This window comes from Frateuria sp. Soil773, from assembly GCF_001428405.1.
GTDB lineage: Bacteria > Pseudomonadota > Gammaproteobacteria > Xanthomonadales > Rhodanobacteraceae > LMSL01.
This window is the reverse complement of the sequence record NZ_LMSL01000041.1, coordinates 110,051-136,592: the sequence shown is the minus strand read 5'-3', so window position 1 is coordinate 136,592 and position 26,542 is coordinate 110,051. Positions and strand designations below refer to the sequence as shown.

The 26,542-nt window shown below is 69.3% G+C and carries 23 protein-coding genes; 10 read left to right on the top strand and 13 right to left on the bottom strand.

The genetic code is table 11. The features are described from left to right. The first annotated feature begins 129 nt into the window (after positions 1-129). The 4 genes from leuS to nadD are packed head-to-tail and all read left to right on the top strand — an operon-like array spanning position 130 to position 5,079. Positions 130-2,889 carry a leucine--tRNA ligase gene (leuS, locus tag ASG87_RS16435; protein WP_056007717.1) on the top strand — a complete coding sequence of 920 codons (2,760 nt, stop codon included), beginning with the start codon at positions 130-132 and terminating at the stop codon, positions 2,887-2,889. A 4-nt stretch (positions 2,890-2,893) separates the two neighbouring features. Then, positions 2,894-3,433 carry an LPS assembly lipoprotein LptE gene (gene lptE, locus ASG87_RS16430; RefSeq protein ID WP_056007714.1) on the top strand — a complete coding sequence of 180 codons (540 nt, stop codon included), beginning with the start codon at positions 2,894-2,896 and terminating at the stop codon, positions 3,431-3,433. 3 nt (positions 3,434-3,436) lie between these two features. Further along, entirely contained in the window at positions 3,437-4,447 is a 1,011-nt protein-coding gene (holA, locus tag ASG87_RS16425; RefSeq protein WP_056007711.1) for a DNA polymerase III subunit delta, read from the top strand. After that, the gene (nadD, locus tag ASG87_RS16420) at positions 4,444-5,079 is read left to right on the top strand and encodes a nicotinate-nucleotide adenylyltransferase (protein WP_056007707.1); all 636 of its coding nucleotides are present in this window, start codon (positions 4,444-4,446) and stop codon (positions 5,077-5,079) included. Before holA ends, nadD begins: the two co-directional genes overlap by 4 nt. Positions 5,080-5,665: 586 nt before the next feature. Here the strand turns inward: nadD and ASG87_RS20310 are convergent. Both ASG87_RS20310 and ASG87_RS20305 read right to left on the bottom strand, forming a co-directional pair. Then, a complete protein-coding gene (locus ASG87_RS20310) occupies positions 5,666-6,001 on the bottom strand; it encodes a hypothetical protein (RefSeq protein ID WP_157511138.1) in 336 nt (111 codons plus the stop codon). 4 nt (positions 6,002-6,005) lie between these two features. After that, positions 6,006-6,527 (bottom strand): hypothetical protein, encoded by a 522-nt coding sequence (locus tag ASG87_RS20305; protein WP_157511137.1) that lies wholly within the window; start codon positions 6,525-6,527, stop codon positions 6,006-6,008. Positions 6,528-6,934: 407 nt separating this feature from the next. On the opposite strand from ASG87_RS20305, the gene ASG87_RS21265 reads away from it, so the two are divergent. Next, a complete protein-coding gene (locus tag ASG87_RS21265; protein ID WP_326937905.1) occupies positions 6,935-7,264 on the top strand; it encodes a M24 family metallopeptidase in 330 nt (109 codons plus the stop codon). Positions 7,265-7,363: 99 nt separating this feature from the next. Here the strand turns inward: ASG87_RS21265 and ASG87_RS16410 are convergent, their stop codons facing one another. Then, entirely contained in the window at positions 7,364-8,314 is a 951-nt protein-coding gene (locus ASG87_RS16410) for a PD40 domain-containing protein (RefSeq protein ID WP_162258389.1), read from the bottom strand. A 288-nt stretch (positions 8,315-8,602) separates the two neighbouring features. Next, a complete protein-coding gene (locus tag ASG87_RS16405; protein ID WP_056007697.1) occupies positions 8,603-9,484 on the bottom strand; it encodes a LysR family transcriptional regulator in 882 nt (293 codons plus the stop codon). A gap of 188 nt (positions 9,485-9,672) precedes the next feature. Between ASG87_RS16405 and ASG87_RS16400 the strand changes: the two genes are divergently transcribed. Further along, positions 9,673-10,041 carry a nuclear transport factor 2 family protein gene (locus tag ASG87_RS16400; RefSeq protein ID WP_056007695.1) on the top strand — a complete coding sequence of 123 codons (369 nt, stop codon included), beginning with the start codon at positions 9,673-9,675 and terminating at the stop codon, positions 10,039-10,041. Between the two features lie 193 nt (positions 10,042-10,234). Here the strand turns inward: ASG87_RS16400 and ASG87_RS16395 are convergent, their stop codons facing one another. The 3 genes from ASG87_RS16395 to ASG87_RS16385 all read right to left on the bottom strand — a co-directional run bounded on the left by ASG87_RS16395 (position 10,235) and on the right by ASG87_RS16385 (position 13,762). Continuing rightward, positions 10,235-11,110 carry a hypothetical protein gene (locus ASG87_RS16395; RefSeq protein ID WP_056007692.1) on the bottom strand — a complete coding sequence of 292 codons (876 nt, stop codon included), beginning with the start codon at positions 11,108-11,110 and terminating at the stop codon, positions 10,235-10,237. Positions 11,111-11,383: 273 nt separating this feature from the next. Continuing rightward, positions 11,384-11,998, bottom strand: coding sequence for a peptide-methionine (R)-S-oxide reductase MsrB (msrB, locus tag ASG87_RS16390; protein ID WP_056007690.1), 615 nt, complete (start codon positions 11,996-11,998; stop codon positions 11,384-11,386). 39 nt (positions 11,999-12,037) lie between these two features. After that, the gene (locus ASG87_RS16385; protein ID WP_056007687.1) at positions 12,038-13,762 is read right to left on the bottom strand and encodes a cytochrome c biogenesis protein DipZ; all 1,725 of its coding nucleotides are present in this window, start codon (positions 13,760-13,762) and stop codon (positions 12,038-12,040) included. Positions 13,763-13,900: 138 nt separating this feature from the next. Between ASG87_RS16385 and ASG87_RS16380 the strand changes: the two genes are divergently transcribed. The 3 genes from ASG87_RS16380 to ASG87_RS19650 all read left to right on the top strand — a co-directional run bounded on the left by ASG87_RS16380 (position 13,901) and on the right by ASG87_RS19650 (position 15,923). Beyond that, complete coding sequence (locus tag ASG87_RS16380) at positions 13,901-14,560, top strand: sigma-70 family RNA polymerase sigma factor (RefSeq protein ID WP_082583043.1); 660 nt, start codon at positions 13,901-13,903, stop codon at positions 14,558-14,560. A 5-nt stretch (positions 14,561-14,565) separates the two neighbouring features. After that, positions 14,566-15,219 (top strand): NrsF family protein, encoded by a 654-nt coding sequence (locus ASG87_RS16375; RefSeq protein ID WP_056007684.1) that lies wholly within the window; start codon positions 14,566-14,568, stop codon positions 15,217-15,219. A 323-nt stretch (positions 15,220-15,542) separates the two neighbouring features. Next, on the top strand, positions 15,543-15,923 hold the full coding sequence (locus tag ASG87_RS19650; RefSeq protein WP_082583042.1) for a pentapeptide MXKDX repeat protein: 381 nt from the start codon (positions 15,543-15,545) through the stop codon (positions 15,921-15,923). A gap of 95 nt (positions 15,924-16,018) precedes the next feature. Here the strand turns inward: ASG87_RS19650 and ASG87_RS16365 are convergent, their stop codons facing one another. Further along, positions 16,019-18,157 carry a M9 family metallopeptidase gene (locus ASG87_RS16365; RefSeq protein ID WP_056007679.1) on the bottom strand — a complete coding sequence of 713 codons (2,139 nt, stop codon included), beginning with the start codon at positions 18,155-18,157 and terminating at the stop codon, positions 16,019-16,021. A 328-nt stretch (positions 18,158-18,485) separates the two neighbouring features. Here ASG87_RS16365 and ASG87_RS16360 point away from each other — a divergent pair, with 328 nt between their 5' ends. Continuing rightward, positions 18,486-19,232 carry a helix-turn-helix domain-containing protein gene (locus ASG87_RS16360; protein ID WP_056007676.1) on the top strand — a complete coding sequence of 249 codons (747 nt, stop codon included), beginning with the start codon at positions 18,486-18,488 and terminating at the stop codon, positions 19,230-19,232. Positions 19,233-19,447: 215 nt separating this feature from the next. Here the strand turns inward: ASG87_RS16360 and ASG87_RS16355 are convergent, their stop codons facing one another. From ASG87_RS16355 to ASG87_RS16335, 5 genes are all read right to left on the bottom strand, one after another. After that, positions 19,448-20,860, bottom strand: a complete 1,413-nt coding sequence (locus tag ASG87_RS16355; protein ID WP_056007673.1) for an amino acid permease — start codon at positions 20,858-20,860, stop codon at positions 19,448-19,450. Positions 20,861-21,029: 169 nt separating this feature from the next. Then, positions 21,030-22,793, bottom strand: coding sequence for a DUF885 family protein (locus tag ASG87_RS16350; protein ID WP_056007669.1), 1,764 nt, complete (start codon positions 22,791-22,793; stop codon positions 21,030-21,032). Positions 22,794-22,812: 19 nt separating this feature from the next. Continuing rightward, positions 22,813-24,030: a Xaa-Pro peptidase family protein gene (locus ASG87_RS16345; RefSeq protein ID WP_056009009.1), complete on the bottom strand. Its 1,218-nt coding sequence runs from the start codon at positions 24,028-24,030 to the stop codon at positions 22,813-22,815. Beyond that, a complete protein-coding gene (locus ASG87_RS16340; RefSeq protein WP_056007666.1) occupies positions 24,027-25,625 on the bottom strand; it encodes an aldehyde dehydrogenase family protein in 1,599 nt (532 codons plus the stop codon). The genes ASG87_RS16345 and ASG87_RS16340 overlap by 4 nt, the downstream gene beginning before the upstream one ends. Before the next feature lies 1 nt (position 25,626). Next, positions 25,627-26,532 carry a dihydrodipicolinate synthase family protein gene (locus ASG87_RS16335; protein WP_056007663.1) on the bottom strand — a complete coding sequence of 302 codons (906 nt, stop codon included), beginning with the start codon at positions 26,530-26,532 and terminating at the stop codon, positions 25,627-25,629. Between the last annotated feature and the right edge of the window lie 10 nt (positions 26,533-26,542).

Below are 26,542 nucleotides of genomic sequence, written 5' to 3'. Positions count from 1 at the left end.
GTCCGGCGGGGGGCAAACCGGACGCGGACTTGGCGCCGGGACGGCGCTGGGCTAGGCTGCCGGGTTCCATGCAGCCATCGGTTTCGCCGGTGATCGCTGCCAAAAACCAGGCATAACGGCACCGGAAACATGCAGGACATCCAAGAGCAGGGTTCGAACGAACAGGGCAGCGAGGCCGGCTACCGGCCGCAGGCGGTGGAAACCGCCGCGCAGCAGTACTGGAACGCGCAGCGCGCCTATGAAGTGAAGGAAGACCCTTCGCGGCCCAAGTTCTTCTGCCTCTCGATGCTGCCGTACCCGTCCGGCGCCCTGCACATGGGCCACGTGCGCAACTACACCATCGGCGACGTGATCAGCCGCTACCAGCGCATGAACGGCCGCAACGTGCTGCAGCCGATGGGCTGGGACGCGTTCGGCCTGCCCGCCGAGAACGCCGCGATCAAGAACGACACCGCGCCGGCCAAGTGGACCTACCAGAACATCGAGCACATGCGCGTCCAGTTCAAGCGCATGGGCTTCGCCTACGACTGGACCCGCGAGTTCGCCACCTGCCGCCCGGACTACTACCGCTGGGAACAGTTGATGTTCACCCGGCTGATGAAGAAGGGCCTGGCCTACCGCAGGAACGCGGTGGTGAACTGGGACCCGGTGGACCAGACCGTGCTCGCCAACGAGCAGGTGGTGGACGGCCGCGGCTGGCGTTCCGGCGCGCTGGTGGAGAAGCGCGAGATCCCGCAGTGGTTCCTCAAGATCACCGACTACGCGCAGGAGCTGCTGGACGGCCTGGACACGCTGCCGGGCTGGCCCGACGCGGTGAAGACCATGCAGCGCAACTGGATCGGCCGCTCCGAGGGGCTGGAGATCCATTTCGCGGTGGAAGGCGAAAGCGAGCCGCTCACCGTGTTCACCACGCGTCCCGACACCCTGATGGGCGTCACCTTCGTCTCCATCGCCGGCGAGCATCCGCTGGCGCTGAAGGCGGCGCAGGGCAACCCGCGGCTGGCCGCCTTCCTGGAGGAGCTCAAGCACGGCGGCGTGTCCGAGGCCGAGCTGGAGACGCAGGAAAAGCGCGGCATGGACACCGGCATCGAGGCCGTCCATCCGCTCACCGGCGAGAAGATCCCGGTGTTCGTGGCCAACTTCGTGCTGTGGGGCTACGGCACCGGCGCGGTGATGGCGGTGCCCGGCCACGACCAGCGCGACTGGGAGTTCGCCCAGAAATACAGCCTGCCGATCAGGATGGTGGTGGTCGACCGCGCCGTGCTCGACGCGGTGGCCGAGATCGACCACGACCTGTCCAAGGGCGTGGGCGCCGATCCGGTCCGCGCCGCGCTGCGCGGCGGCAGCACCGACGCCTACGGCGCCGCCGCGGCAGTGCAGGTGATCGAGAACTTCGAGCGCGCCATCCAGCAGGACGGCGCCTATACCGAGCGCGGCTACCTGGTGAACTCCGGCGAGTTCGACGGCATGGACTACGGCCAGGCCTTCGAGGCGATGGCCGCGCGCTTCGAGCGCGAGGGCAAGGGCGTGCGCCGGGTGAACTGGCGCCTGCGCGACTGGGGCGTGAGCCGCCAGCGCTACTGGGGCTGCCCGATCCCGGTGATCTACTGCCCCGCGTGCGACGCCGTGCCGGTGCCGGAGGAACAATTGCCGGTGGTGCTGCCCGAGGACGTGGCGTTCTCCGGCGTGCAGTCGCCGATCAAGGCCGATCCGGAATGGCGCAAGACCACCTGCCCGCAGTGCGGCGGCCCGGCCGAGCGCGAGACCGACACCTTCGACACCTTCATGGAGTCGAGCTGGTACTACGCGCGCTACACCAGCCCCGGCGCGAACGGCCAGGTGGACGAACGCGCCAACTACTGGCTGCCGGTGGACCAGTACATCGGCGGCATCGAGCACGCGATCCTGCACCTGCTGTACTTCCGCTTCTATCACAAGCTGCTGCGCGACGCGGGGCTGGTGGCGTCGGACGAGCCGGCCACCAACCTCTTGTGCCAGGGCATGGTGATCGCCGAGACCTTCTACCGCGACAACGCCGACGGCTCGAAGGACTGGATCAACCCGGCCGCGGTGGAGATCCGGCGCGACGACAAGGCGCGCGTGGTCGGCGCGACGCTGAAGGCGGACGGCCAGCCGGTGAAGATCGGCGGCACCGAGAAGATGTCCAAGTCGAAGAACAACGGCGTCGACCCGCAGGTGATGGTGGAGCGGTTCGGCGCCGACACCGTGCGCCTGTTCTCGATGTTCGCCGCGCCGCCGGAGCAGTCGCTGGAGTGGAGCGAGGCGGGCGTGGAAGGCATGTCGCGCTTCCTGCGCCGGTTCTGGCGCGAGGTGACCACGCACGCGGCGCAGCCGGACCATCCGGCGGTCGATCCGTCGGCGCTGGACGCGGGCCAGAAGGCGCTGCGCCGGCAGGTGCACGAGACCATCCAGAAGGTCAGCGACGACCTGGGCCGCCGCCACTCCTTCAACACCGCGATCGCCGCGCTGATGGAACTGCTCAACGCCCTGGGCAAGTTCGGCGACATGGGCGACCAGGGCCGCGCGGTGCGGCACGAGGCGCTGGAAACCATGGTGCTGCTGCTCAACCCGGTGGTGCCCCACCTGAGCCACGCGCTGTGGCAGGTGCTGGGCCACGCCGAGACGGTGCTGGAAGACCAGCCCTGGCCGCAGGCGGACGCCGCCGCGCTGGTGCGCGACTCGCTGACGCTGGCGGTTCAGGTCAACGGCAAATTGCGCGCTACCATCGAGGTCGCCGCCGGCGCCTCGAAAGAGGAGGTCGAGGCGCTGGCACGGGCCCATCCGAACGTGGTCGCCTTCATGGAAGGGCTGGCGGTGCGCAAGGTCATCGTGGTGCCCGGCAAGATCGTCAACATCGTCGCAGGATGAATTCATGACCCGCATGCTCAAGGTTTCGCTGGTGCTGATGGCCGGTTTCGCGTTGACCGCCTGCGGCTTCCACCTGCGCCAGAGCGCCGCGCTGCCCGCCTCGATGCAGCGCCTGCACCTCACCGTCAACGGCGGGCGCGATCTTCAGCGCCACCTGGCGCGGGCGCTGGAAAGCTCCGGCGCGACGGTGGAGGACCAGGGTGGCCCCGGCATCGCCGAACTCAAGGTGCCGATGGCGCAGTTCAGCAACGACACGCTGAGCATCAGCGGCACGGCGCGCATCACCGAGTACGCCGTGCACTACAACGTGCAGTTCGAGGTCGCCGACGCGACGGGCCAGGTGCTGGTGCCGCTGCAGCGCATCGACATGTCGCGCGAGTACAGCTACGACGCCACCAACACGGTCGGCAGCACCGCGCAGGTCGAGGCGATCCAGAACAGCCTCAACGACGACATGGTGCAGGCGATCCTGTTCCGCCTGCAGGCTGCCGGCAGGCACGAAGCGGCGGCGCCGGCCGCCGCCGGCTCGACCCCGACACCCTGAACCATGCCGCTCACCCCTGCCCAATGGCAGAAGGCGCTGGGCGCGGACAGCCTGCGCCCGGTCTACCTGCTCGCCGGCGAGGAACTGCTGGTGCTGGAGGCCGCCGACGCGCTGCGCGCGCAGGCGCGCAGGCTCGGCTACGCCGAGCGCCAGGTGCTGGAGGTCGGCAACCATTTCGACTGGGACGACCTGGCCCGCGCCGCGGCCGGCATGTCGCTGTTCGCCACGCGCCGCCTGCTCGACCTGCGCCTGCCCACCGGCCGTCCCGGCACCGAGGGCGCCAAGGCGATCAACGAGTTCTGCGCCGACCCGCCGCCCGACGTCACCCTGCTTATCACCGCGATGGAGTGGAGCAGCAAGCACGACGGCGCGTGGAGCAAGAAGCTCGACGCCAGCGGCACGATGGTGGTGTTCAACGCGCCGAAGCCGCATGAGTGGGCCTCCTGGATCGGCGCGCGGCTGGCCGCACGCGGGCTGAGCGCCACGCCGGATGCGGCCGCGCTGCTGGCCGAGCGCGTCGAGGGCAACCTGCTCGCCGCCGCGCAGGAGATCGACAAGCTGGTGGTGCTGCACGGCCAGGGCCGCATCGATGCGGCCGAGATGGAACATCTGGTCGCCGACAGCGCACGCTACGACGCCTTCAAGCTCACCGACGCCGCGTTCGCCGGCGACGGCGGCCGCGCGCTGCACATCCTGGCCGGGCTGCGCGCCGAGGGCGACGAGCTGATCGCGCTGATGGGCTGGCTGGTCAACCAGCTGCAGCTCGCGCTGCGCCTGGCCAACGCGCGCGACCTCGCCGCGCAGGCGAAGGTCGAGCGGCTGTGGCCGGCGCGCGAGCAGTTGTTCCGCAAGGCGCTGCGCCGCGCGCCGCGCGAGCACTGGCTGCAGTGCCTGGCCCGCGCCGCGCGGATCGACCGCATGGCCAAGGGCCGCGAACAGGGCGAGCCGTGGCTGGAAGCCGAACGCCTGATCGCGGCGATCGCCGAACCGCGGGCCGCCGCCGCGCTGGCATGAAGCCGCTCGCACTCTTCGGCGGCACCTTCGACCCGGTCCACCTCGGCCACCTCAGCGTGGCCTGGGAAGCCTCCGAACTGCTCGATGCCGAAGTGCGCCTGCTGCCGGCCAGCGTGCCGCCGCACCGCCCGCCGCCGATCGCCGGTGCCGCGCAGCGCACGGCGATGCTGCGCGCCGCCCTGCGAGGGCAGGCGCGGCTCACGCTCGATACGCGCGAACTCGACCGCAGCGGCCCTTCCTACACCATCGACACGCTGCATGAACTGCGCGCGGAGCAGGGCGACCGTCCGCTCGTGCTGCTGCTGGGCGCGGATGCCTTCGCCGGCCTGCCCTCCTGGCACCGCTGGCGCGAACTGTTCGAGGTGGCGCACCTGGGCGTACTGAGCCGGCCCGGCGTGGAAGCGCTGCTGCCCGGCGAACTGCAACGCGAGATCGCCGGCCGCCGCGGCACCGACGCCGCCGACCTGCGCGACCGGCCGGCGGGCAGGGTGCTCGACCTCGCCGTCACCTCCCTGGAGATCTCCGCGACCCGCATCCGCGAACTGCTCGCCGCCGGCCGCGACCCGCGCTACCTGCTGCCTTGTGGGCTGTTCGACGATCCGGCGCTGTTGGGGCCTTACCGGAAGCGCTGACCTACCGCATCCCCTGTGGGGGCATATCGATCCCGCGTCAGCGGACGGTTTCCGGCAGACAGGGCCGCATGCCGTACACGCCGTACGGCGGCGCGTGCCAGCGCCTGCGCAACTACGTCGACGCCGAGCGCAGCTCTGGGGCCGGCCATGGCGCTGTGGGTCACTTGCCGTTGGAGCTACTGCGCGCCAACCAATCGCAACCGTTCCCGCGCAGCGCGCGTGTGAGCGCCATAAGGTCCATGCGGCGCACAGCGCTCATCTGGCGAAACACGCCCAGTGCCCGCCCGCGACCACCCACCAGCCGATGCGGACGTCCAGCGGCGGCAGCCATTGCACAGCGACGAAGGTGGCAGAGATCGAGATGTACGCGACGATGCACATGTCGGCCTAGACGCGGGCCATAGCAACCTATACCCGGTTCTCTTGTTGTCAGAGAGGAATTTTTGCCGACAGGACTTTTTGCTTGCGAATTTTCAACCGTGCCTGCAGGGTGCGGCCCTATGAATATCCGGCCGGAGTAAGTGAAGGCGTTAGCGGAATGGATGAAGCCAAGCAAGAGGGGGCCCTTGCTTGGCTTTCGAGCTGTTTACTTGGAAATGTCCACGCCCATGATTTCGGGGTAGCCATTTGCGCATTCGGTGTTGCTGATGATTAAAGTGATTTTGCTGTCGGTGTTGTATGCGGTCAGTACTGCTGCGTAAACGGTGGTGTAGCCGGGAAGGGATGATTTCGTATTGTAGATTCCCGGATTTGCGCATCCAGCTGGGTTGACCGTGGTCGTGGTCGGGACGACGCCAAAGGAATCATTGAGCCAGCCAGTGGATATCGTTTGGATGGATACAGGGCCCGTATTGGTTTGGGCGAATGCGGCGGTGCTGAAGGTCATTGCGGAGATGAGTGCGAAAGATATGGCTTTTCTCATGGGATTACTGTCCTGGTTTTAGAAGGAGGTCGAGCACTGGCGTGATGCTTGGGTAACTTGCGTTAACTTCGACAGGAGTCGAGGTCGAGCCGTGGCTGTCGGGGTCGCCCAAAAATGCTGCGGCAAATATCCTGCTTGAGGTGCCTTTTGGTATGGCATAGGCAAAATCAACGATGGTTAATGGGCCATGGCAGATCGTGTCGAATGGAGGCGTATAAAGGAGTGGTTCGCAGCTGGCGTAGGAATTCCATAGGCCTGCAAGTTGGGAGGTCATGGTCACGCCGTTGGCGGCGATGACTATGCTGCCAGATGGGAAATAATTCGGGGCGCCCGGATAAGTCGGATAAGGTCCGGTGACGATATGAGAGCCGGTGAGCGTTGCGCGAACGATTACGGTGTTTCCGGGTTTGGGATCTCCATTGATTGTTATGGAAATGCTTGTGGATGATTTGGCTGCGGCTTCTGCTGTGAAAGTACTTAGTGCAATTCCGGCCATAACGGCCGCAATTGGTCTACGCATGCGCATTGTGACTCCCTTGCGTGCTCAAGTGATTGGGGAGTGGTCTTGTACGGATGGGCTTGGCAACGAACGCTGTAGCGCTTTGTCCACTCTGAAAGGTTGAGCTAATGATTGCGTTTCGTTGCACGGATATTAACTGCGCATTTTTCTGACGCATATGGCGTCGGTCACTTTGATCTTGGGACTACATCTTTTTCAGGCTTTTCTTACATGGGTTGCTGCAAGGGTGACATTGGATTATTTAGCCAACTTCCGACGGCAGGCGACTGGTCGAACGCCGATGTCTCGGCTGGGCTGGGCGGCTATTCCGGCGATACGAGAGAGGCGCGGGCCGTACCCCTGACTAATCCGCAGAGGGCGTACCTATGCCACGCCATTCCACACGTCTCCTGCGGAAGCGATGAGGCGAGCCCATGCGGTCCAGTCCATCAACGTATCGGTGCGGTGGCCCAGCGGGCCGCAAAGACGTGCGGTTTGGGCCATCGAGAACCTTGTGGGGGATCGGTCATGCCCTCCCCGAGGCACCCGAGCGTGTCTCCGGATGCCTCGATCAAGCCAACGATCGGCTTCTGGAGGAGGGCATGGTCATCACCATCGAGCCTTTCATTCATTTCGGCGAAGAGCCGCGCGGCGACGGAGATGGCCGACGGCCGAGGCCTTGGCTGGAGCACGCGGCAGCCTGTCCGTGCAATACGGACACGATCATCACCAGGGATCGGCCGATCGTCGTCACCCTGCACTGACGGGGCGGCGGGACGGCCTATCCGTCGGATGGGCGGCTTCGGCCAGCGGTTCGCATCGGCTGTCGTGCCGTGTTGTCCTGCCGCTCGCGGCGGCCGGAATCAGCCGCGATGCCCGTGCTTCGCCGGCGAGGCCGTGCCTTGCGCATCGGCATGCCTATGCGCGTCGAGCCACGGCTGCAGCGGCGTGGACCAGATGTTGTAGTTGCCGTTGTCCCAGGCCAGCATGCGGGCGGTGTCTTCCCGCGCCTGCGCCTGGCTGCGCGGGAACGCGACCGGCACGGCGCGCTCGCTGCTGAAGTAGAGCGTCTTCAGGTCCGCGCCGAGGCGCGGCTCGGCATCCGAGCCGGGGCTGTTGACCATATCGCCGAACCATACCGGCTCGCTCCACTTGCCGCCGTCGCGGAACGCGATGAACAGGTCGATGCCGCGCTTGGGCAGGCGGCCGGAACCGAACACGACGAAGGACTCGTCCGGCGCGACCGCCGGATCGACGTCGGTGGCGCGGCCATCGCTGAACGGCAGCGGTTGCGCGGTTTCGTAGCGCCCGTTGCGGAACTGCGAGCGGTAGAGGCGGAACTTGCCGCTAGCCGCGTCCGTCGTCATGAACCACAGGCTGCCGTCGGCGGCGACGCTCGGCGCGAACGTGGACGGATTCGTGTTGACCGTGTCGGGCAGCCGCACCGGCTCGCCCCAGCCGTCGCCGCGCCGGTCGACGCGCCACAGGTTGCCGCCCTTCTGCGTGTTGCCGTTGTAGGTCGCCTCGATCGGCGGCCCGCCGGCCCGCGCCGGGCGGTTGGAAACGAAGACGAGCCAGGAGCCGTCCGGAGCGAAGGCCGGTTCCATGTCGTTCCAGGCGCCCGAGAACGGTGCGACCTCCGGCTCGGACCAGGTATTGCCGCGTCGATGCGCCACGTAGATCGCCGATTGCACCGGGCTGCTGCGCCCGAAATACACCGTGTTCCCGTCCGGCGAGAAGGCCGGCGCCGAATCGTGCGCCGGCCCCGAGACCACGCCGGGCGCGAACACCGACACCGGTGGTGCGGGAGGCATCGCGCCCTCCGGTGCGCCGGCACATGCGGCGGCTGCCCAGAGCGCGAATCCGGCGCCGAGCGAAAACGGAAGAACGCGAACTGCCATGGGCATGCCTCGGGTAGTGGAAGAGTCGTGATCGACCGCCGCCATCGTCGCAGGTTCCCGTTGTCGGAAAAGACCGGCGAAGGGGCTTTTGCGAAGGGAGGCCAACCCGATGCCCGGACCTCGATGCGCGGTGCATGGCGATGAGGCGTCCCAGGAGTATGCACGACCGGAACACCATGGCCCGCGGCACCTTGACTCTTGTCACGGGAGTCGCAGGGCGTCCACCAGCGCAGACAGCGCGGAAGGCTGATGCTGACGGCTGGGGTAGTACATGAAGAAGCCGGGAATCGGCGGCGTCCAATCCTCCAGGGCACGGATGAGCCGCCGCTCAGCGATGTCCTGTGCGACCTGCTCCTCATAGACGAAACCGAGCCCCGCCCCGGCGAGCGCCGCCTGGATCACCAAGTGGGTATCGTCGATGATGAGCGGCCCGTTCACGCTGATCGTGACCGACTTTCGCCCGCGCTCGAACTCCCATCGATAGGGACCGCCCGGAAGGCGCAGTGTTATGCATCGATGATCGCTGAGATCCTTTGGCTTTTGCGGAATGCTTCGCGACGAGAAATAGCCAGGCGATCCCACGACGGCCAGTCGCAATTCCGGCGTGACGCGCACCGCGACCATGTCCTTCTGGATGTACTCGCCGAGCTGGATGCCGGCGTCGAACTCGCCTGCGACGAGGTCTACGGGACCCGTCACGGTGACAACGTCGAGAACGATGTCGGGATAGGCCTCGGCGAATGCCGTGAGCCGCGGCAGCAATACCATTACGGCGGCCGAGCGCGACATCACGATTCGAAGGCGGCCCGCGGGGCGACGACGGACGCTTCGCGCCCTGTCCAGGGCCTGGGCTATTTGCTCAAGCGCCGGAGACAAGTCTTTCAAGAGAGCGGCCCCGGCGGCGGTTGGCGCGACGCTCTTCGTTGTCCGAGCGAGAAGATGCAGATCGAGCCGCTCTTCGAGCCCGCGGATCGCATGGCTGAGCGCTGACTGGGAAACGCCCAGCTTCGCCGCGGCACGAGTGAAGCTTCGTTCCCGGGCGACCATCGCGAAAGTAGCGAGTTCGTTCAGTTCGTTTCTCATGAATTATGAATATTGCTCATGACGCTATCATTGGAAAACGATATGGTCTCATAAGTCACTCTGCCCTACGCTTGCTCGGCAGCAACGTAACGCCAGGACTTTTCGGCCGATGCACAGGCGCCTGTCGCTTGGCACGGAATTGCCGGGCCGCCTGAATCGGCTCGGCGTGACAACCTTCGAGGGCAGCTATGGATCCGGATGTTTCCGCTTTGCGGTCGATCGCTCAGACTTATTTCGACGCCGCTTATGAAATGGATGCTGAAAAATTTGCATCCCTGTTTCATCCATCGAGTTCCGTGACAAAGATCGGCGAGGACGGCAACGCGAGCGTGACGCCGATTGCGACGTGGCTGGCCGCCGTGCGCAACATGATGGCTCCGAAACAACAGGGCTTCGAGCGAGACGACCAGGTCCTGTCGATAGATGTCGAGAAAGATCTCGCGGTCTTGAAGGTGAAGTTGCAGGTCCCGCCGCGTGTCTTCACGGATATGCTGTCCTGCCTGAAGGTCCATGGGACGTGGAAGATCGTTCAGAAGGTGATGATCTCGAACGCGTAACGAGCCCCAGGCGAACGATGGCGGCGATGTGGCCCGTCTGCATTTGGATCAAGGGTTCGAACGCGGGCTCTGCGACCGGAACGCCGGGTTCTGAAATTGAAAAGGGACCCTGCGTTCGGCCCGGAGCGACCATCCGCAGGTCGCCGTACCGCTTTCCATCGCGGCAAAGGCGTCCCGGTGGCTGCCGGGCGGGCTAGTAGGCCGCCAATCGCTTGTGCAGGTTCCGGGCGAAGCGTTCCGCGGCTTCCGGGCGGGCGCCGAGGTGCAGGAAGGGTTCGATCATTTCCAGCTCCATCAGCAGGAAGCGGCCCTGCGAGACCACGCCGTCCACGCGCGCATAGGCGACGTCGGGATGGCCGAGCGCGGCCACGGCCGAGAGGGCCCGCTTCGCGCTGGCGATGAGCGTCGCGCCGGGATCGACGACCTCGGCGGAGCCTCCGAATTCGGATTGCACGCGGTAATCGCCGGCCGTCGGGCGCTTGATCACGGCGTGGCTGTAGTCGCCGTCGAAGAACAGCAGCGACCATTCGCCCTCGCTGACGACTTCGGGTACGAATGGCTGCACCAGGTAGTCGAACGCCTCCGGCAACTGCGCGACTTTCCGGTCGAAGGCCGCATCGCCGACCGTGCCGCGCGCCGTATGCCAGGCCGTGCCGCTGATCGTCGGCTTGACGACCACTTCCCGGCCGGGCATGCCGGCCAGCGTCTGCCGCAGGTCAGCGGCCGATGCGATCTGCGTGGGAATGATGTCGATGCCCTGCGCCGCCAGTTCGAGCAGGTAGCGCTTGTTGCCGTTCCAGCGCAGCAGCCTTCGGTCGTTGATCGTCGGGACGGGCAGGTGTTCCAGCCATGCCGCGAAAGCGGCGTAGTGCTTGAAGTAGTCCCAGGTCGAACGCATCAACACGGCGTCGTGCCGCGACCAGTCCACGCCAGGGTCGTTCCAGACGCGGGCGACCGTCTCGATGCCGAGGCTGCGCAACGTGGCCGCCAGGTGGGCGTCGTCCGGATGGATGCCCGGGACCATCGAGGACGTGGCGATGGCGAGGCGGTGGGTAACGGCATGGGGCATGGCGGGTCCTCCGGCAGTGGAGGGCGCCCTTGTCCGATGGACCGGAGCCGGGCGCGACGGACCGGGTCCGTCGAAGCGCCCTCGGCTTCGGTCGTGCGGCAGCAGCCCACGCGCAACGGTTGGGCATCGGGTGGACGATGCCCGGCTAGTCTCACTGGGCCGGCGGCGCTGCGTCAATGCCGCGCCTGCGCGCGGGAGGGCGGTGCATGGCGGGTGGCACGGTCGGCCGGCGACCGCGGTTTCGTGCCGGGTCGAGTCGTCGGTCCGCAGCGCCTACCCGCTCGTCGCCGCCACGAAGCGCAGCGCCACCGAGTTCATGCAGTAGCGCAGGCCGGTGGGGCGCGGGCCGTCGTCGAAGACGTGGCCGAGGTGGCTGTCGCAGCCGGCGCAACTGATCGCGGTGCGTTCCCAGCCGAAGGCGCGGTCGCGGCTTTCGACGACGTTCGCCCTGGCGATCGGCTGCCAGAAGCTGGGCCAGCCGGTGCCGGAGTCGTACTGGGTGGCGGCGTCGTACAGCGCGGTGTCGCAGCCGGCGCAGCGGTACAGGCCCGGGCCGGGGCGTTCGTGCGGGCCGCTGAAGGCGCGCTCGGTGCCGTTGCGGCGCATCACGTAGAACGCGTCGTCGGACAGACGCTGGTGCCATTGCGCATCGGTGAGCACCAGCTTGCGCACGTGGCAGGGACCGAGCCGGTGGCCGTCGTCGGCGAAGCATTCGAGCAGGACGTCGCCGCCCGCGGCGGTGCCGGCCGGGATGGCCGCGGCGGTGCCGCGCGCGAACAGGCGCGGCGCCAGCAGGCTGCCGCCGGCCACCGCGACCGCGCCGCCGGCGAGCGCGGCGCGCAGGAAGCGGCGGCGGTCCATGGCGAGGGTTTCATCGATGCGTGACATGGCTTGTCTCCGTGGAGAGAACGACGGGGCGGCCCCGGCTCAGCCGAAGGTGAAGGCGTACGCCTGCACGCCGGGGTCGAGGAAGGTGATCTCGAACAGCCGCTCGCCGCTGCCGTGGGCCTGGCGCACCAGCTGGTACAGGCGCTGCTCGCTCACCGTGCCGTTGCCGTCGGCATCGGTGTCCATGCCGTGGTCGGCGCCCGGCGGCTTGCCGTCGATGGCGACGCGGAAGCGCACCGGTTTGCCGTCGCTGCCGGGGCCGAGCACCAGGTGCAGGTCGCGGCCGCGGAAGCGGTAGACGATGCGGCCGCCGGCACGATCGAGCCTGGCGTTCTCGTCGTGGATGCTCCACTGGCCGTCGAGCGCCCACTGGTTCGCCATCAGCGTGGCAGGCGCGCGGTAGGCCCAGCTGTCGTCGTGGGCGATCCGCCCGCCGGCGAAGTTCGCGCTGCGCGCGTAGCCGACGTAGGTTTCCGGCGAGCGGCCGCCGTCGCCCGAACCGGCCGCCTGCGCGCCCTTCGCGCCGGGCTGCACGTAGCCGCCGGGAAGGTCTTTGTAGCCCGCCTCGGCCAGCAGCTGGCGGATGGTGTCCTCGCTCTGCGCGTACTCGCCTTCGCCGAAGTGGTGGGCGCGGATGTTCCCCTTCGCGTCGACGAAGTAGTGCGCGGGCCAGTACTCGTTGTCGAAGCCCTTCCAGATCGCGTAGTCGTTGTCGAGCGCGACCGGATAGCGCACGCCGAGTTCGCGCACAGCCTTCGCCACGTTGGCCGGTTGCTTCTCGAAGGCGAATTCCGGCGCGTGCACGCCGATCACCACCAGGCCGTGGTCCTTGTACTTGTCGTGCCAGGCTTCGACGTAGGGCAGCGAGCGCAGGCAGTTGATGCAGGAGTAGGTCCAGAAATCGACCAGCACGACCTTGCCGCGCAGCGATTGCGGCGTCAGTGCCGGCGAGTTGAGCCATTGCGTGGCACCGGCCAGCGACGGCAGCTCGCCTTCCACCGGCAGCGGCGCGCCGGCCGGGCGCGCCGGCTCGGGCCTGGGCGCCGGGCGCACCGCATCGACCAGCTTCTGCTCGATGCCGCCGGTGCTGGCCAGCGATACGCGGGTCAGCAGGCCGGTATCCAGACCCAGCGCGATCGCCGCCACGCCGCACAGCACCAGCACGCCGAGCGCGCGGCGCACCCATTCGCCGGCGCCGAGCGAGCGCTTCATCAGGGCGAACACCTTGCCGCCGATCAGCAGGGCCAGCGCCAGCGAGGTGGCCGCGCCGGCCGCGTAGGTGAGCAGCAGCAGGGTGGTCTGCACGCTGGCGCCGTTGAGCGCGGCGCCGGTCAGCAGCAGGCCGAGGATCGGTCCGGCGCACGGCGCCCACAGCAGGCCGGTGGCGATGCCCAGGCCGACGGCCGACCACACCGAGCCGCCCTCGTCGCCGGCCTGGCGCTGCGACAGCCGGTTGCCCAGCGCCACGAACGGCCGCGTCAGCCACTCGGCCAGGCGGGTCGACAGCAGGGTAAGGCCGAGGAAGGCCAGCACCACCAGCGCGGCGATGCGGCCGTACTGGTTCGCGTGCACCGCCCAGCCGCCGCCGACCGCCGCCAGCGTGGCGACCAGGGCGAAGGTGAGCGCCATGCCCAGCAGCATCGGCAGGCCGTTGCGCAGGAACGGCCGGTCCGAGCGTGCGAACACGAACGGCAGTACCGGCAGGATGCAGGGGCTGAGGATGGTCAGCACACCGCCCAGGTAGGCGAGGATCAGCACGAGCATGGAGGCATGTTCCGTAGTGGGTTCGCCGGGCTATTCGCCGGCGGCGGCGTGGCGGTTACCTCGCGCCGCCGAGGTTATACGAGGTAACCCGGCGCGCGGGTGCGGCGAACCCCCGGGCAACCCCCGCACGGAGCGAGCATGTCGCCTGCCTTGACCGCCGATGGTCCGATGGTTCTAGATAGCGGCCTTTCCCTGTGGACGGGCGGCGACGTCGACGTGAGCGTGGAACCGGCCAATGCCAGCGATGCCACCGAGCGGCGCCGCGCCGCCTGGATGGCGGCGGCGCAGGCCGGCGACAAGCGCGCCTACGAGCGCGTGCTGGCCGATTCGGTGGCGCTGATCCGCGCGGTGGCGCACCGCCAGGGCGTCGCGCACGACCAGCTCGACGACGTGGTGCAGGAGACCTTGCTGACCGTGCACCGCGTACGCCATACCTACGATCCGTCGCGTTCCTACGACGCCTGGCTGGCGGCGATCGCCGCCCGGCGCGCCATCGACGGCCTGCGCAAGGGCGGCCGCCGCGAGCGCCGCGAACTGAGCGACGAACGGGCGATGGCCAGCCATCCCGCCGCCGACGACACCACCGGCCAGGCCGAGCGCGCGCAGCAGGCCGAACGCCTGCGCGCGGCGATCGCCGCCCTGCCGCCGGGCCAGCGCGAGGCGGTGGAGCAGTTGGGCCTGAAGGAACGCTCGCTGGCCGAGGCGGCCGAGCGCACCGGCCGCTCCACCACGGCGCTGAAGGTGAACCTGCATCGCGCCTTGAAGGCCCTGCGCGGCCGCTTCCACGGAGACGATTGAGCACCATGTCCGAGCCACGCCGCCACGATGCGTTGATCGACGCGCTGAGCACGGAACTGGCGCCGGTGCGCCGGCTGCCGCCACCGTGGCGGCGCGCGGCGGGCTGGCTGCTGGCGGTGGCGCTGATCGCCGCGGCGCTGCTGGCGCACTACGGCGTGGCGGACATGCAGCACCGCTGGCGCGGCGCGCCGGACCTGGCCTGGGCCGGCATCGGTGCGCTGCTCACCGCGGTCGGCGCGGCCTGGGCGGCGTTCTCGCTGGGCGTGCCGGGACGGCGCCGCGCGTGGGCGTGGCTGCCGCTGCCGGGCGCGCTGCTGTGGATCGGAGCCAGCGGGCTCGGCTGCCTGCGCGAATGGATCGCGCCGCAGACCCACGTCGCCAGCATGCACGAGTCCAGCGACTGCCTGCTGTTCATCGTCGGCTTCTCGGTGCCGCTGTCCGCGCTGCTGATCGTGCTGCTGCGGCGCGCCTGCCCGCTGCGGCCGGTGCTCACCGCGGCAATGATCGGCCTGGCCAGCGCGGGCGCCTCGGCCGCCTTGCTGGAGATCTGCCACGCGTTCGACGCGGCCGCCACCGACCTGCTGATGCACGCGGTCGCGGTGGGCCTGGTGGTGGCGGCGAACGCCGCGATGGGCGGCCGGCTGCTCGCGCCGCGTTGAGAGCTTGCTCGAAGCTCCCGGGCATCTTTCATTGAGGCGCTTCCTGCCCGATCGACCCTGCGGCCGTTGAAAGTCCCGGAAATGGCGGATGGAACGGGTGCGCAAGGGTTTTGGCCAAGGCTCCAGGAAGCCGTTCACGATCTATCCGTCGGCCCAACCTTCTCCCCCGTCATTCCTGCGGCCGTTGAGAGCCGCTGGGATGACGTTTCATGGAGGGAACGCCTGAAGATCGTGGATAGGCTCTAGGAGGTAACCGCACGACGATGGACGGCGAAGGAAAAGGTGCGGCGATGGCCGCTTCCTTTCTTGTCCAGGAGATACGCATGAACCGCACTCTCGTACTCGCCGCCGCCCTCATGGGCGCCGTGATCGGCCTGCCCACGCTGGCGCAGGATGCCATGCCCCGATCCGGCGGCAGCGGCGATGCCATGCAGCACGATGCCATGCAGCACGATGCGATGAAGAACGATGCGATGAAGCAGGACGCCATGCGGCATGGCGCCATGCGGAACGACGCCATGAAACAAGGCACGACGAAGCACGACGCCATGCAGGGCGATGCCGCGATGAACAAGGGCGGCGCGATGGACGGCATGTCCAAGGGCAAGCCGCACAAGGCGATGAAGCATGCGATGAAGAAGGACGGCATGGAGCACGGCGGCGCGATGCCGAAGGATGGCGGGGCGATGAAGTCCGGCGGCTGAGCCGGCAGGCCGTCCGCCTGCATGGCGGATGTCGCCGCGCGCGGAAAAACCGGCCCGGCCGAAGCGGCCGGGCCGGTCCGTTCATGCCCTGACGGTTACGGCGTCATCGTCAGGCTGATCCGCATGCCGCTGATCGGCGTGGTGGCGGACACGGCGATGTAGGCATAGCCCGCGGGCGGCCGGTTGAGGGTGACGCTCTCGGTGTTGCCCGAGGTGGCCGACCTGGCGTCGTAGCTCGACGTGGACGGCCAGCCGTGCGTGCTGACGTAGAGGTCGCCGTTGCCGCTGCCGCCGCTGGTGCGCACGGTGAGCTGCTGCGTGCCGCCGGGCACGTACACGTAGAAGTACTGCAGGTCGCCGGCGCGCGAGGTGGTCGGCACGGTGCGCTCGCAGCCGTTGTCGAGCATGCGCGGGTCGCTGCCGGTGCAGCCGGGCAGGGGCGGGTTGCCGGTGCCGGAACTGCAGGTGGACGTGTCGCCGTCGTGCGCGTTGAGGCAGCCTAGCCAGGTGTTCCAGTCGCTGTCGTGGCTGGTGCCGATGGAGCCGAGGTAGCTGGCGTAGCCGCTGTAGTTGCCCGGCCGGAAGTAGCCCAGGATGCTGGTCACCTCGCTGGGATGGTTCTCGAACATGTAGCGCACGCCGAGGTAGCCCCAGCGGTAGACCCGTTCCGTGCCGCTGTTGTAGTCGTTGGCCAGGATGGTGCTGAGCGGGTACTGCTGGGTGCCGGCGTCCTCGATCGCCTCCGGGTAGGCAAGCCCGCGGTAGCTGTAGGAGATGTACTCGGCCAGGCCCTCCACCCACCACACGGTCGGCGTGGACATGGCGGCGTTGAAGTCGCCGTACATGTCGAAGCGGCCGTCGAGGTAGTGCACGTACTCGTGGGTGAGGTTCCAGATCTCGAAGCTGGGACGCAGCCACTCGGCCTCGTAGGCGAGGAAACGCGCCTGGTTGCCGGGGGCCGACGGGTCGCCTTCGAGGTAGATGCCGCCGTTGTTGGTGTCGTTGCCGAACAGCACGCCGGAATAGGTCTGGTAATCGCTGCTGCTGTGGAAGATCACCAGTTCGAGCGAGTGGTTGTCGTCGTCGGCGACCGGCGTGTTGCCGTCCTGCAGCTTCTGGTGGAAGAAGCCCTCCTCGTTGATCACCTTGCTGCAGGTCTCGCTGACCTGCGCCGGGGTCAGCGCCTGCGCGCGCAGGTGCAGGTCGGCGCTGCACTGGTAGTCGACCGGCAGCACCGCCTGCGCAAGCTGGGTGCGGAAGTCGCAGATGCCGTAGTAGCCGCAACTGGCGTGGTCGTAGTAGTCCGCGGTGTCCGCGGTGCCCACCCAGATCGAGGCGCCGGCCCCGGTCATCGCGTAGCGGTCCAGGATGCTCTTGACCTTCGGCCGCACCGTGGACTGCAGCGATGCGTACTGGAGGAAGCGGGCCAGTTCGCGCCCCGCGTTGGACAGCAGGTATTCGTTGTCGGTGCCGGCCTCGGCGGCGTTGCGGTCGACGAAGCCGGACAGCGAGGTGGTGATGGAGGCGTCGGCCTGCACGGCGGCGACGAAGTCGGCGTTGTAGTGGCCGCGGAACAGCACGGTGAACACGTTGTTCACCGCCGCCATCATGTACCAGTAGCCGTGGTAGCTGCTGCCGTAGCGGTCGAGCAGCCCCTTCAGCGTGGGCAACTGGTGCGCGTTCTCGCCCGAGCTGTCGATCAGCGTGACGAACTCCGCCAGCACTGCCCCGTGGCTGTCGTTGACGTCGCGGAAGTGCGGGTTGGCGACGAAGGCGTCGAGCGCCGGACGGATCGCGTTGCGCAGCAACGTGCCGTAGCTGCCGACGTCGGCCGGGTCGTAGTACTGCACGTAGTAGCCGGCGCGCAGGAACAGGATCAGCTGCAGGGCGCCGTTGGCGTTGCTTCCCGCGTAGCTGGCGGCATCGTTGCGCAGCGCGTCGGCGATGGTGGCCATCTTGCTCTCGGCGAAGATCTGCCCCGCGGTGGCGCCGGTGACGCCGAACAGGGTGTTGATGCAGGTATCGACGTCGGCGCCGCGCACCAGCGAGACCAGTTGGCTGCCGCTGGCCGAGGCGAAGGCCTGCGGGGTGCAGGCGGTCGCCGCCAGCCGCATCAGGCTGGCGCGGGCGGTGCCGCGGGAGGGCCGGTCGTAGTCGGCGCGCAGGTGCTCGCGCGAGGCCGATTGCGGCGGCCGCTCGGCCGGCGTCAGGCGGCGGCTCTGCTGATGTTTCACTGGTGTTGCAAGAGGTGACGCGAGCCGCAAAGCTTCGGCGTGCGGCGGTGGCAAACTGGACTGCGGCGCTTGGCTGGCATGGCCGGCCATGCTGGCAAGCAGCAGGACGGCGGGCAGCATGCCGCGCAGCGGCATGGTTCTCGTGCAGTTGTTCATGATCCCTCCCATGTGATGACCCCCTGTGGTCCGCCGCGCAGCGGATGGCCCCTGGGGCCTGCTCCGGCAGCACGGTCGGGGCATCCTAGGAAGGAGGGCGGGGGGCGTCTTGGCGCCAAGCGGCGCCTGGCCGTGGAATGGAGACAAATCCGCCGGAGCGAGGCATCGGCCGATGACGGACAAGCGGGAGTGGCAGGCGTCGTTCATGCACCAGCTCGGCCAGGGACTGTTCGTCACCGCCCTGTTCGACCGGCTGGCGGACATCGTTTTCTCGGTAAAGGACCGGCACGGCCGCTACGTGTGGATGAGCGAGACCTGCGTGGCGCGCTGCGGCCTGGCGAGCCGGCAGGTCGCGGTGGGGCTGACCGCCTTCGACCTGTTCCCGGAGCCGATGGCCGAGCGCTACCGGCGCCAGGACGACCAGCTCTTCCGCACCGGCCAGCCGCTGATCGACAGCCTCGACCTCACCCTGTACCCGGACCGCAGCACCGGCTGGTGCCTCACCACCAAGGAGCCGCTGCGCGACGCGGCGGGCCAGGTGATCGGCCTGGCCTGCGTCTCGAAGGACCTGGTCGAGCCCAGCCGCACGGGCATGGTCGACGAGGGATTCGCCGAGGCGATCGACTACATGCACGCCCACCTGGCGATGCCGCTGCGGGTGGACGAACTGGCGCGGCGCTCCGGGCTGACCGGCGCGCAGTTCGACCGGCGCATGAAGAAGCTGTTCCAGCTTTCCACCGGGCAGTACCTGCAGAAGATCCGCATCGACCGGGCCGCCAAGCTGCTCGCCGACGGCACCGCGCCGATCGCGCAGGTCGCGCAGCTCGCCGGCTTCTGCGACCAGAGCAGCCTGTCGCGCCAGTTTCGCCAGTTGACCGGCCTGACGCCGCGCCACTACCGCCGGCTGGCCCGGTCCTGAGAGCTTGTTCAAAGTCTCCTAAATATCTCCTACGAAGCGTCATCCCAGCGAAAGCTGGGATCCAGTGCCTTTGGGTTTTGAGGATGGGAAAAGTCACTGGATTCCTGCTTGACCAGCCATGCGGCTGTTGAAAAGCGCCTCGCAGGAATGACGAGCGGGGAGCGTGAGGAGATTCCAATCCAACTGGGATGCTTTGAACCGGCCTTGAGCGCGCCTCAGCCGGGCGGGGCGACAGCCAGCCGGCTGTGCCGGCGGCCGTAGCCGAAGTACACCGCGCAGCCGATCGCCAGCCACACCGCGAAGCGTGCGTAGGTGATCGCGGGCAGCCCCCAGATCAGCCAGCACGAGAAGCCCACGCCGACCAGCGGCACCCAGGGCATCAGCGGCGTGCGGAACGGGCGGTGCAGGTCCGGCCGGCGCAGGCGCAGCACGACCACGGCGGCGCAGATCACGATGAAGGCGCTGAGCACGCCGATGTTCACCAGCTTGGCCAGCTCGTCGAGCGGGAACAGCCCGGCCGCCGCGGTGGTCACCGCGCCCAGCAGCACGGTGGAGCGGTGCGGCGTGCGCCAGCGCGGATGCACGCTGGCGAACCATGCCGGCAGCAGGCCGTCGCGGCCGAGGCTGAAGCCGATCCGTGCGCCGGCCAGCAGGTTGGCGAAGATCACGCTGGTGATGCCGCACACCGACGCCAGCGAGATCACCACCATCGCCCACGGCAGCCCGATCCGGGTGAACGCGCCGGCCACCGGCGCGGCGTTGTCCAGCGTGGTGTACGGCACGATGCCGGTGAGCACCAGGCAGATCGCGAAGTACAGCAGCATCGCGATGCCCAGCGACAGCAGCACCGCGCGCGGCAGGTCGCGCTGCGGGTTCTTCGACTCCTCGGCGGCGGTGGTCAGCATGTCGTAGCCGAACACGGCGAAGAACACCACCGCCGCGCCGGTCACCACGCCGTGCATGCCGAACGGCATGAACGGATGCCAGCGTTCCGGCTTCACCCAGGCGGCGCCGACGATCACGATCAGCGCCGCGCCGGCGATCTTGATCGCCACGATCAGCGTGTTGAAGCGCGCGCCCCATTCCATGCGCGCCGCCAGCAGGGCGGTGATCGCCAGCGAGACCACGATGGCCGGCAGGTTCACCACCCGGCCGGGCGCACTGCCCCAGGCACCCTGCGCCCACGCCGGCAGCGGCAGGCCGGCGGCGTCCAGCAGCGCCTGCACGTAGCCGGACCAGCCCACCGCCACCACCGCGGCGATCAGCGCGTACTCCAGCAGGAGGTCCCAGCCGATGATCCAGCCGGCGAACTCGCCGAGCACGGCGTAGCCGTAGGTGTAGGCGCTGCCGGAGACCGGGATCAGCCCGGCGAACTCGGCATAGCACAGCGCGGCGGCCGCGCTGGCGATGCCGGCGATCAGGAACGACAGCACCACCGCTGGCCCGGCATGGGTGGCGGCCACCGTGCCGGACAGCACGAAGATGCCCACGCCGATGATGCCGCCCAGGCCGATCGCGGTGAGGTGCCCCAGCCCGAGCACGCGGCGCAGGCCGCTGCCGCGCGTGGACGCCTCGTCCTGCAGCGATTCCACCGACTTGCGCCGGGCCAGTTCGTGGATCAGTCCCATCGGTTTCTCCCCCTAGAGCGCGTCGCTGGAACGCCGTCGACGACCGTGGTTTTCGTCGTCCCGGCGTAGACCGGAACCTTGTCTTATGTGTGCCCGCATGCGCCGGCATGGCGGCACGCACGGTGTGTGCCGGCGTCCGCGGTCCGCCCCCCGGCGGCCCGCGGCCCGGTCAGCGTTTCTCGTCGTAAGGGGATTTCCCTCCGTCCGCGATGAAGCGGTCGATCTGCTGCTGCAGCACCGGCAGCGGCACCGAGCCCAGCGCCAGCACGGCGTCGTGGAAGGCGCGCAGGTCGAAGCGCTCGCCCAGCGCCTTCTCGGCGCGCTCGCGCGCCTGCACGATGGCCATCTCGCCGAGGTAGTAGGCCAGCGCCTGGCCGGGCCAGGCGATGTAGCGGTCCACCTCGGTCTCGATCTCGTGCTCGCCCAGCGCGGTGTTCTCGCGCATGTAGGCGATGGCCTGCGCGCGGCTCCAGCCCAGGTGGTGGATGCCGGTATCGACCACCAGCCGGCAGGCGCGCCACATCTGGTAGCCGAGGTAGCCGAAGCGGTCGTACGGCGTGTCGTACAGGCCCATCTCCAGGCCCAGCCGTTCCGAGTACAGCGCCCAGCCTTCGCCGAAGGCGGAGATGTAGGTGTTGCGGCGGAAATCCGGCAGCCCCTCGTGTTCGGCCGCCAGCGGCATCTGCAGCGCGTGGCCGGGCGCGGACTCGTGCAGGGTCAGCGCGGTGAGCGCGTACAGCGGGCGCGAGGGCAGGTCGTAGGTGTTGACCATGTAGTAGCCGGCGCCGCCGCGCCCGCCGGTGTAGAACGGCGCCAGCTCCGCCGGCACCGGCTCGATCACGAAGCGCTGGCGCGGCAGCCGGCCGACGTACTGGCCGAGCTTGCCGTTGACCCGGTTGGCGATCCAGGCGGCCTGCTTGAGCAACTCGTCGGCGCTCCTGGGATAGAACTTCGGGTCGGTGCGCAGGTAGTGCAGGAACGCGGCGAAGCTGCCCTTGAAGCCGGTCTCGCCGATGGTGCGCTCCATGTCCGCGTGCAGCCGCGCGACTTCCTTCAGGCCCAGCGCGTGGATCGCGTCGGGGCTCATGTCCAGCGTGGTGAACTTGCGGATCTGCGCGCGGTAGAACGCCTTGCCGTCCGGCATCGCCTCGGCGGCCAGGCTGTCGCGCGCCTGCTTCATGTAGACGTTGCGGATGAAGTCGAGCAGCCGCGCGTGGGCCGGCGCGACCGCGTCGCGGATCGCGGCGAGGCCATCGGCGCGCAGGAGGGCCTGCTGGCCGGCCGGGATGCTCGCGGGCATCTGCCGGAACGGTTCGTAGAACAGGCTGTCGGCGTCCTTGGCGCGGGCCACGTTGGCGATCGACTGGTCGCGCCCGGCGAGCGTCGCGCGCGGCACGCTGAAACCGCGCGCGAGGCCGGCGCGCATGTTGGCGATCTGCTCGTCGAAATAGCGCGGGACGTCGCGCAGCAGGCCGATGTAGCGGCGGTAGTCGGCGGCGTTGCGCAGCGGCCGGCGCGCGGTGAAGCCGAGGTTGCCCCAGAACGAGGTGTCGCTGTTGAACGGCATCTGCCAGGTGCGGAAGCGCTGGTCGGCCAGCAGCGCCTCGACCTGGTTGCGGTAGACCTCGTAGCTCACCCGCTCGTCGCCGTGCAGGGCGTCGGCCGGGATGGCGTCGAGCCGCTCCAGCACGTCGGCCCAGTAGCGCTCGCGCATGGCCTGGGTGGCGGCGTCGACGCGCGGTAGGTGGTCGGCCGGCAGCGCCTGGGTGTCCTCGTCGTCGGCGCCGGCGAATTGCTGCTGGCGCCAGTCCCATTCCTGCGTGTAGATCGCGCGGAAGCGCTGCGCGGCGTCGCTGTCTGCGGAGGCGGCAGAGGCGGCGAAGGAAGCGCCCAGGCAGGCGGCGAGGCAGAGGCGGGCGATCAGCGTGGACATGGCGGCGCTCCGGTGGCGGTCAGGCGAAGGGCTGGTCGATGGCGGGCGAGGGTTCGGTGAACCACGCCGCGCCGTCGGCGGTGACGTGGAAGTGGTCTTCCAGGCGGATGCCGAAGCGGTCGGGCAGCACGATCATCGGCTCGTTGCTGCAGCACATGCCGGGCTGCAGCGCGGTGGCGTCGCCGCGCACCAGGTAGGGCGTCTCGTGGATGCTCAGGCCGCAGCCGTGGCCGGTGCGGTGCGGGATGCCGGGCAGGCGGTAGTCCGGGCCCAGGCCGGCGCGTTCCACCACCGCGCGCGCGGCGGCGTCCACCGCCTCGCACGGCACGCCGGGGCGCACCGCCTCGAACGCGGCGCGCTGCGCGGCGTGCTCCAGTTCCCAGATGCGCGCCTGCTCGGCGTTCGGACGTCCGAACACGTAGCTGCGCGTGATGTCGGAGTTGTAGCCCTGCACCGAGCAGCCGGTGTCGATCAGCACCAGCTCGTCCGCGGCCAGGTGCTGCTCGCCGGGGATGCCGTGCGGGTAGGCGGTGGCCTGGCCGAACTGCACGATGCAGAAGGTGGAGCCGTTGTCGGCGCCCAGCGCGCGGTGCGCCTCGTCGATGAAGCGCACCAGCTCGCGGTTGCCGATGCCCTCGCGCAGCACGCCGGCGGCCAGCCGGTGCACCTGCAGGGTCATCGCGGTGGCCTGCTGCATCAGCGCCAGTTCGGCGGCCGACTTGCACATGCGGCAGCCGTCGATGATCGGGCTGGCGTCGGCGAGCGGCTGCCCGCCCAGGGCCTCGCGCAGCCGCACGGCGACGGTGTACGCGGCGGCCGGGTCGAGCGCGAGGCTACGGGCGTGGCGCTCGCGCAGCGCGGCGGCCACCAGCGCGTGCGGGCTTTCGTGCTCTTCCCAGGTGCGCACGTCGGCGTCGATCTGCAGCACATGTTCCAGCGAGCCGGTCTCGAACGCCGGGCAGACCACGACGGGCTCGCCCTGCGCGGTCAGCAGCAGGCCGACCAGCCGCTCGCTGGCGCCCCAGCCTATACCGCTGAAATAGCGCAGCGAGGCGCCGGCGGTGACCAGCAGCGCATCGACGCCCGATTCCCGCATCAGCGTCCGCGCGCGCTGCAGGCGCTGCCGGTATTCGTCCTTGCCGATCGGCGCGGCGGTCGCCGGCCAGCGGCTCAGGCCGGCGCGCGCCCGGTCGAGGTCGAGGCCGCCGATCTGGCGGTCGCTGCGCGGCGCGGTCACGGCGCGGGGCTCGGCGGCGGGAGGTCGTCGCTGCGCCACTGGCCGTCCACCTGCCGCGCGACGCCGCCGGGATTGCGGTCGCGCAGCTCCGGCGGCAGCAGGTGGTCGGCGACGTTGTCGTAGCAGTGCAGCGCGGCGAAGCGGCGGATCGCCGCGGGCATGCCGACGGCGGTGAAGCCGGGGTGGCCGGTGCTCGGGTACGGGCCGCCGTGGTTCATCGCCGCGCTCACCGCCACGCCGGTCGGCATGCGGTTGGCGATCAGCCGGCCGACGCGCGGGCGCAGGCGCTGCGCCAGCCGCGCCATGGCCTCGTCGTCGCCGCCGTCGGTGGCGCCGTACAGCGTGCCGGTGAGGTTGCCTTCGAGGCCGGCGGTCACCGCCAGCATGTCGTCGAGGTCGCGTGCGCGCACCAGCAGGCTGGCCGGGCCGAACGCCTCGCGCTGCAGTTCGAGCGGGTGCTTGAGGAACGCCCGCGCGCCGACCTGCAGCAGGGTGGCGCGGAAGCGGAAGCCCGGGCCGGCGGAAGTGCCGCCGGCGAGGCAGACCGCGCCCCAGTCGCGCAGTGCGGTCACCGCCTGCTCCAACTGGTCGCGCACGCCGCGGGAGAACAGCACGCCCGGTGGCGCGGCGTTGAACAGCGCGATGGCGGCGTTGACGAAAGCGTCGCCGGCGTCGCCCTCAGGCACCACGACGAGGCCGGGGTTGGTGCAGAACTGGCCGCTGCCCATCGTGCACGAGGCGAAGAATTCCTGCGCCAGCGCGGCGCCGCGCTCGGCCAGCGCGCCGGGCAGCAGGAACACCGGGTTGACGCTGGACAGTTCCGCGTACATCGGGATGCCGGCCTGGTCGGCGGCGGCCTTCAGCGCGAGGCCGCCGCTGCGGCTGCCGGTGAAGCCGATCGCGCCCAGCCGCGCGTCGCCGGCAAGCTCCAGGCCGAGGCGACGGTCGAACTGGTAGAGCAGTTGCATCGACGCGGCGGGCAGGCCGGCCTGCAGCAGGGCGCGGTGCGCCAGCTCGGCCAGCCGCTGGCTGGTCGCCGGGTGCGACGGGTGCGCCTTGGCGATCACCGGGTTGCGCGCCGCGATGGCCGAGGCGAAGTCGCTGCCGGCGGCGGCGTTGAAGGCGAACGGGAAATTGTTCGGGCCGAACACCAGCACCGGCTTGTGCAGCGGCGCGTAGTGCGAGCGCAGGTCGGCGGCGGTGTCGATCACCGGCTGCGTCCAGGCGTAGTCGCGCACCGCCTGCGCGGCCAGCCGCAACTGCCGGCTGGTGCGCGGCAGCTCCACCTTGGCCAGCCGGGTGTCCGCCGGCAGCGCGGTCTCCGCGTGCGCCAGCGCGACCAGCGCCGCCGCGTCGTCGTCGATCGCCTGGGCGTAGCCGTCGAGGAAGCCGGCGATGCGCGACGGCGGCGCCGCCGCGAGTTCGTCGGCCGCGGCGCTGGCGCTGGCCAGCGCCGCTTCCACGTCGGCTTCGCCGCTGACCGGGAAGTCCGGCCCGATCGCTTCGCCGGTGGCCGGATCGACGGCGCGCAGGCGCTTGCAGGATGCCGGCGCGGCGCGCCATTCGCCGGCGATCAGCAACGGCTGGACGTCCATCTCAGCGCCCCGGGCGGTTGGCGACGGCGGCGCGGATCTCGCGCAGCGCGGCTTCCCGCTCGGCGCCTTCCAGCACCAGGCGCGGCGCGCGCACGCGCTCGCTGCCCAGGCCCGCCACTTCCTGCGCCAGCTTGATGAGCTGCACGAACTTGGGCACGGTGTCCATGCGCAGCGTTGGCAGGAACCAGGCGTAGAGCTCGGCGGTGGCCTCGACGCCGCCCGGCTGGCTGGCGCGCTCGAACAGCTCCACCGATTCCTTCGGGAAGGCGTTGACCATGCCGGCGATCCAGCCGGTGGCGCCCATCTGCAGGCTCTCCACGATGATGTCGTCCACGCCGACCAGGATCTCCAGCCGGTCGCCGATCAGCGCCTTTAGGCCGGCGATGCGGCGCACGTCGCCGGAGGATTCCTTCACCGCCTGCACGTTGGGGTATTCGGCCGCCAGCGCCGCCAACTGCCCGGGCGAGAAGTCGGTCTTGTAGGCCAGCGGGTTGTTGTAGAGCATGCACGGCAGGTCGGTGGCGGCGATCACCGCCGAGACGTGCGCGCCCATTTCGCGCCAGTCGGTGGAATACACGTAAGGCGGCAGCACCATCAGGCCGGCGCAGCCGACCGCCTTGGCCGCGCGCGCCAGCCGCACGGCCTCGTCGGTGGACAGCGCGGCGATGCCGGGGATGACCGGCGCGCCGTCCAGCGCCTCGACCAGGGTGCGCATGATCGCGACCTTCTCGTCGAAGCCCAGCGTGGCGCCTTCGCCCAGCGAGCCCAGCGGCACGATGCCGGTGCAGCCGGCGTCGAGCATGATGCGGGCGTGCCTGGCGAGGAACGCATGATCGACCTTGCCGTCGTCGGTGAAGGGAGTGGTGATGGCAGGAATGACGCCGCGCCAGATGGACTGCTTGCTCATGCGGATAAGC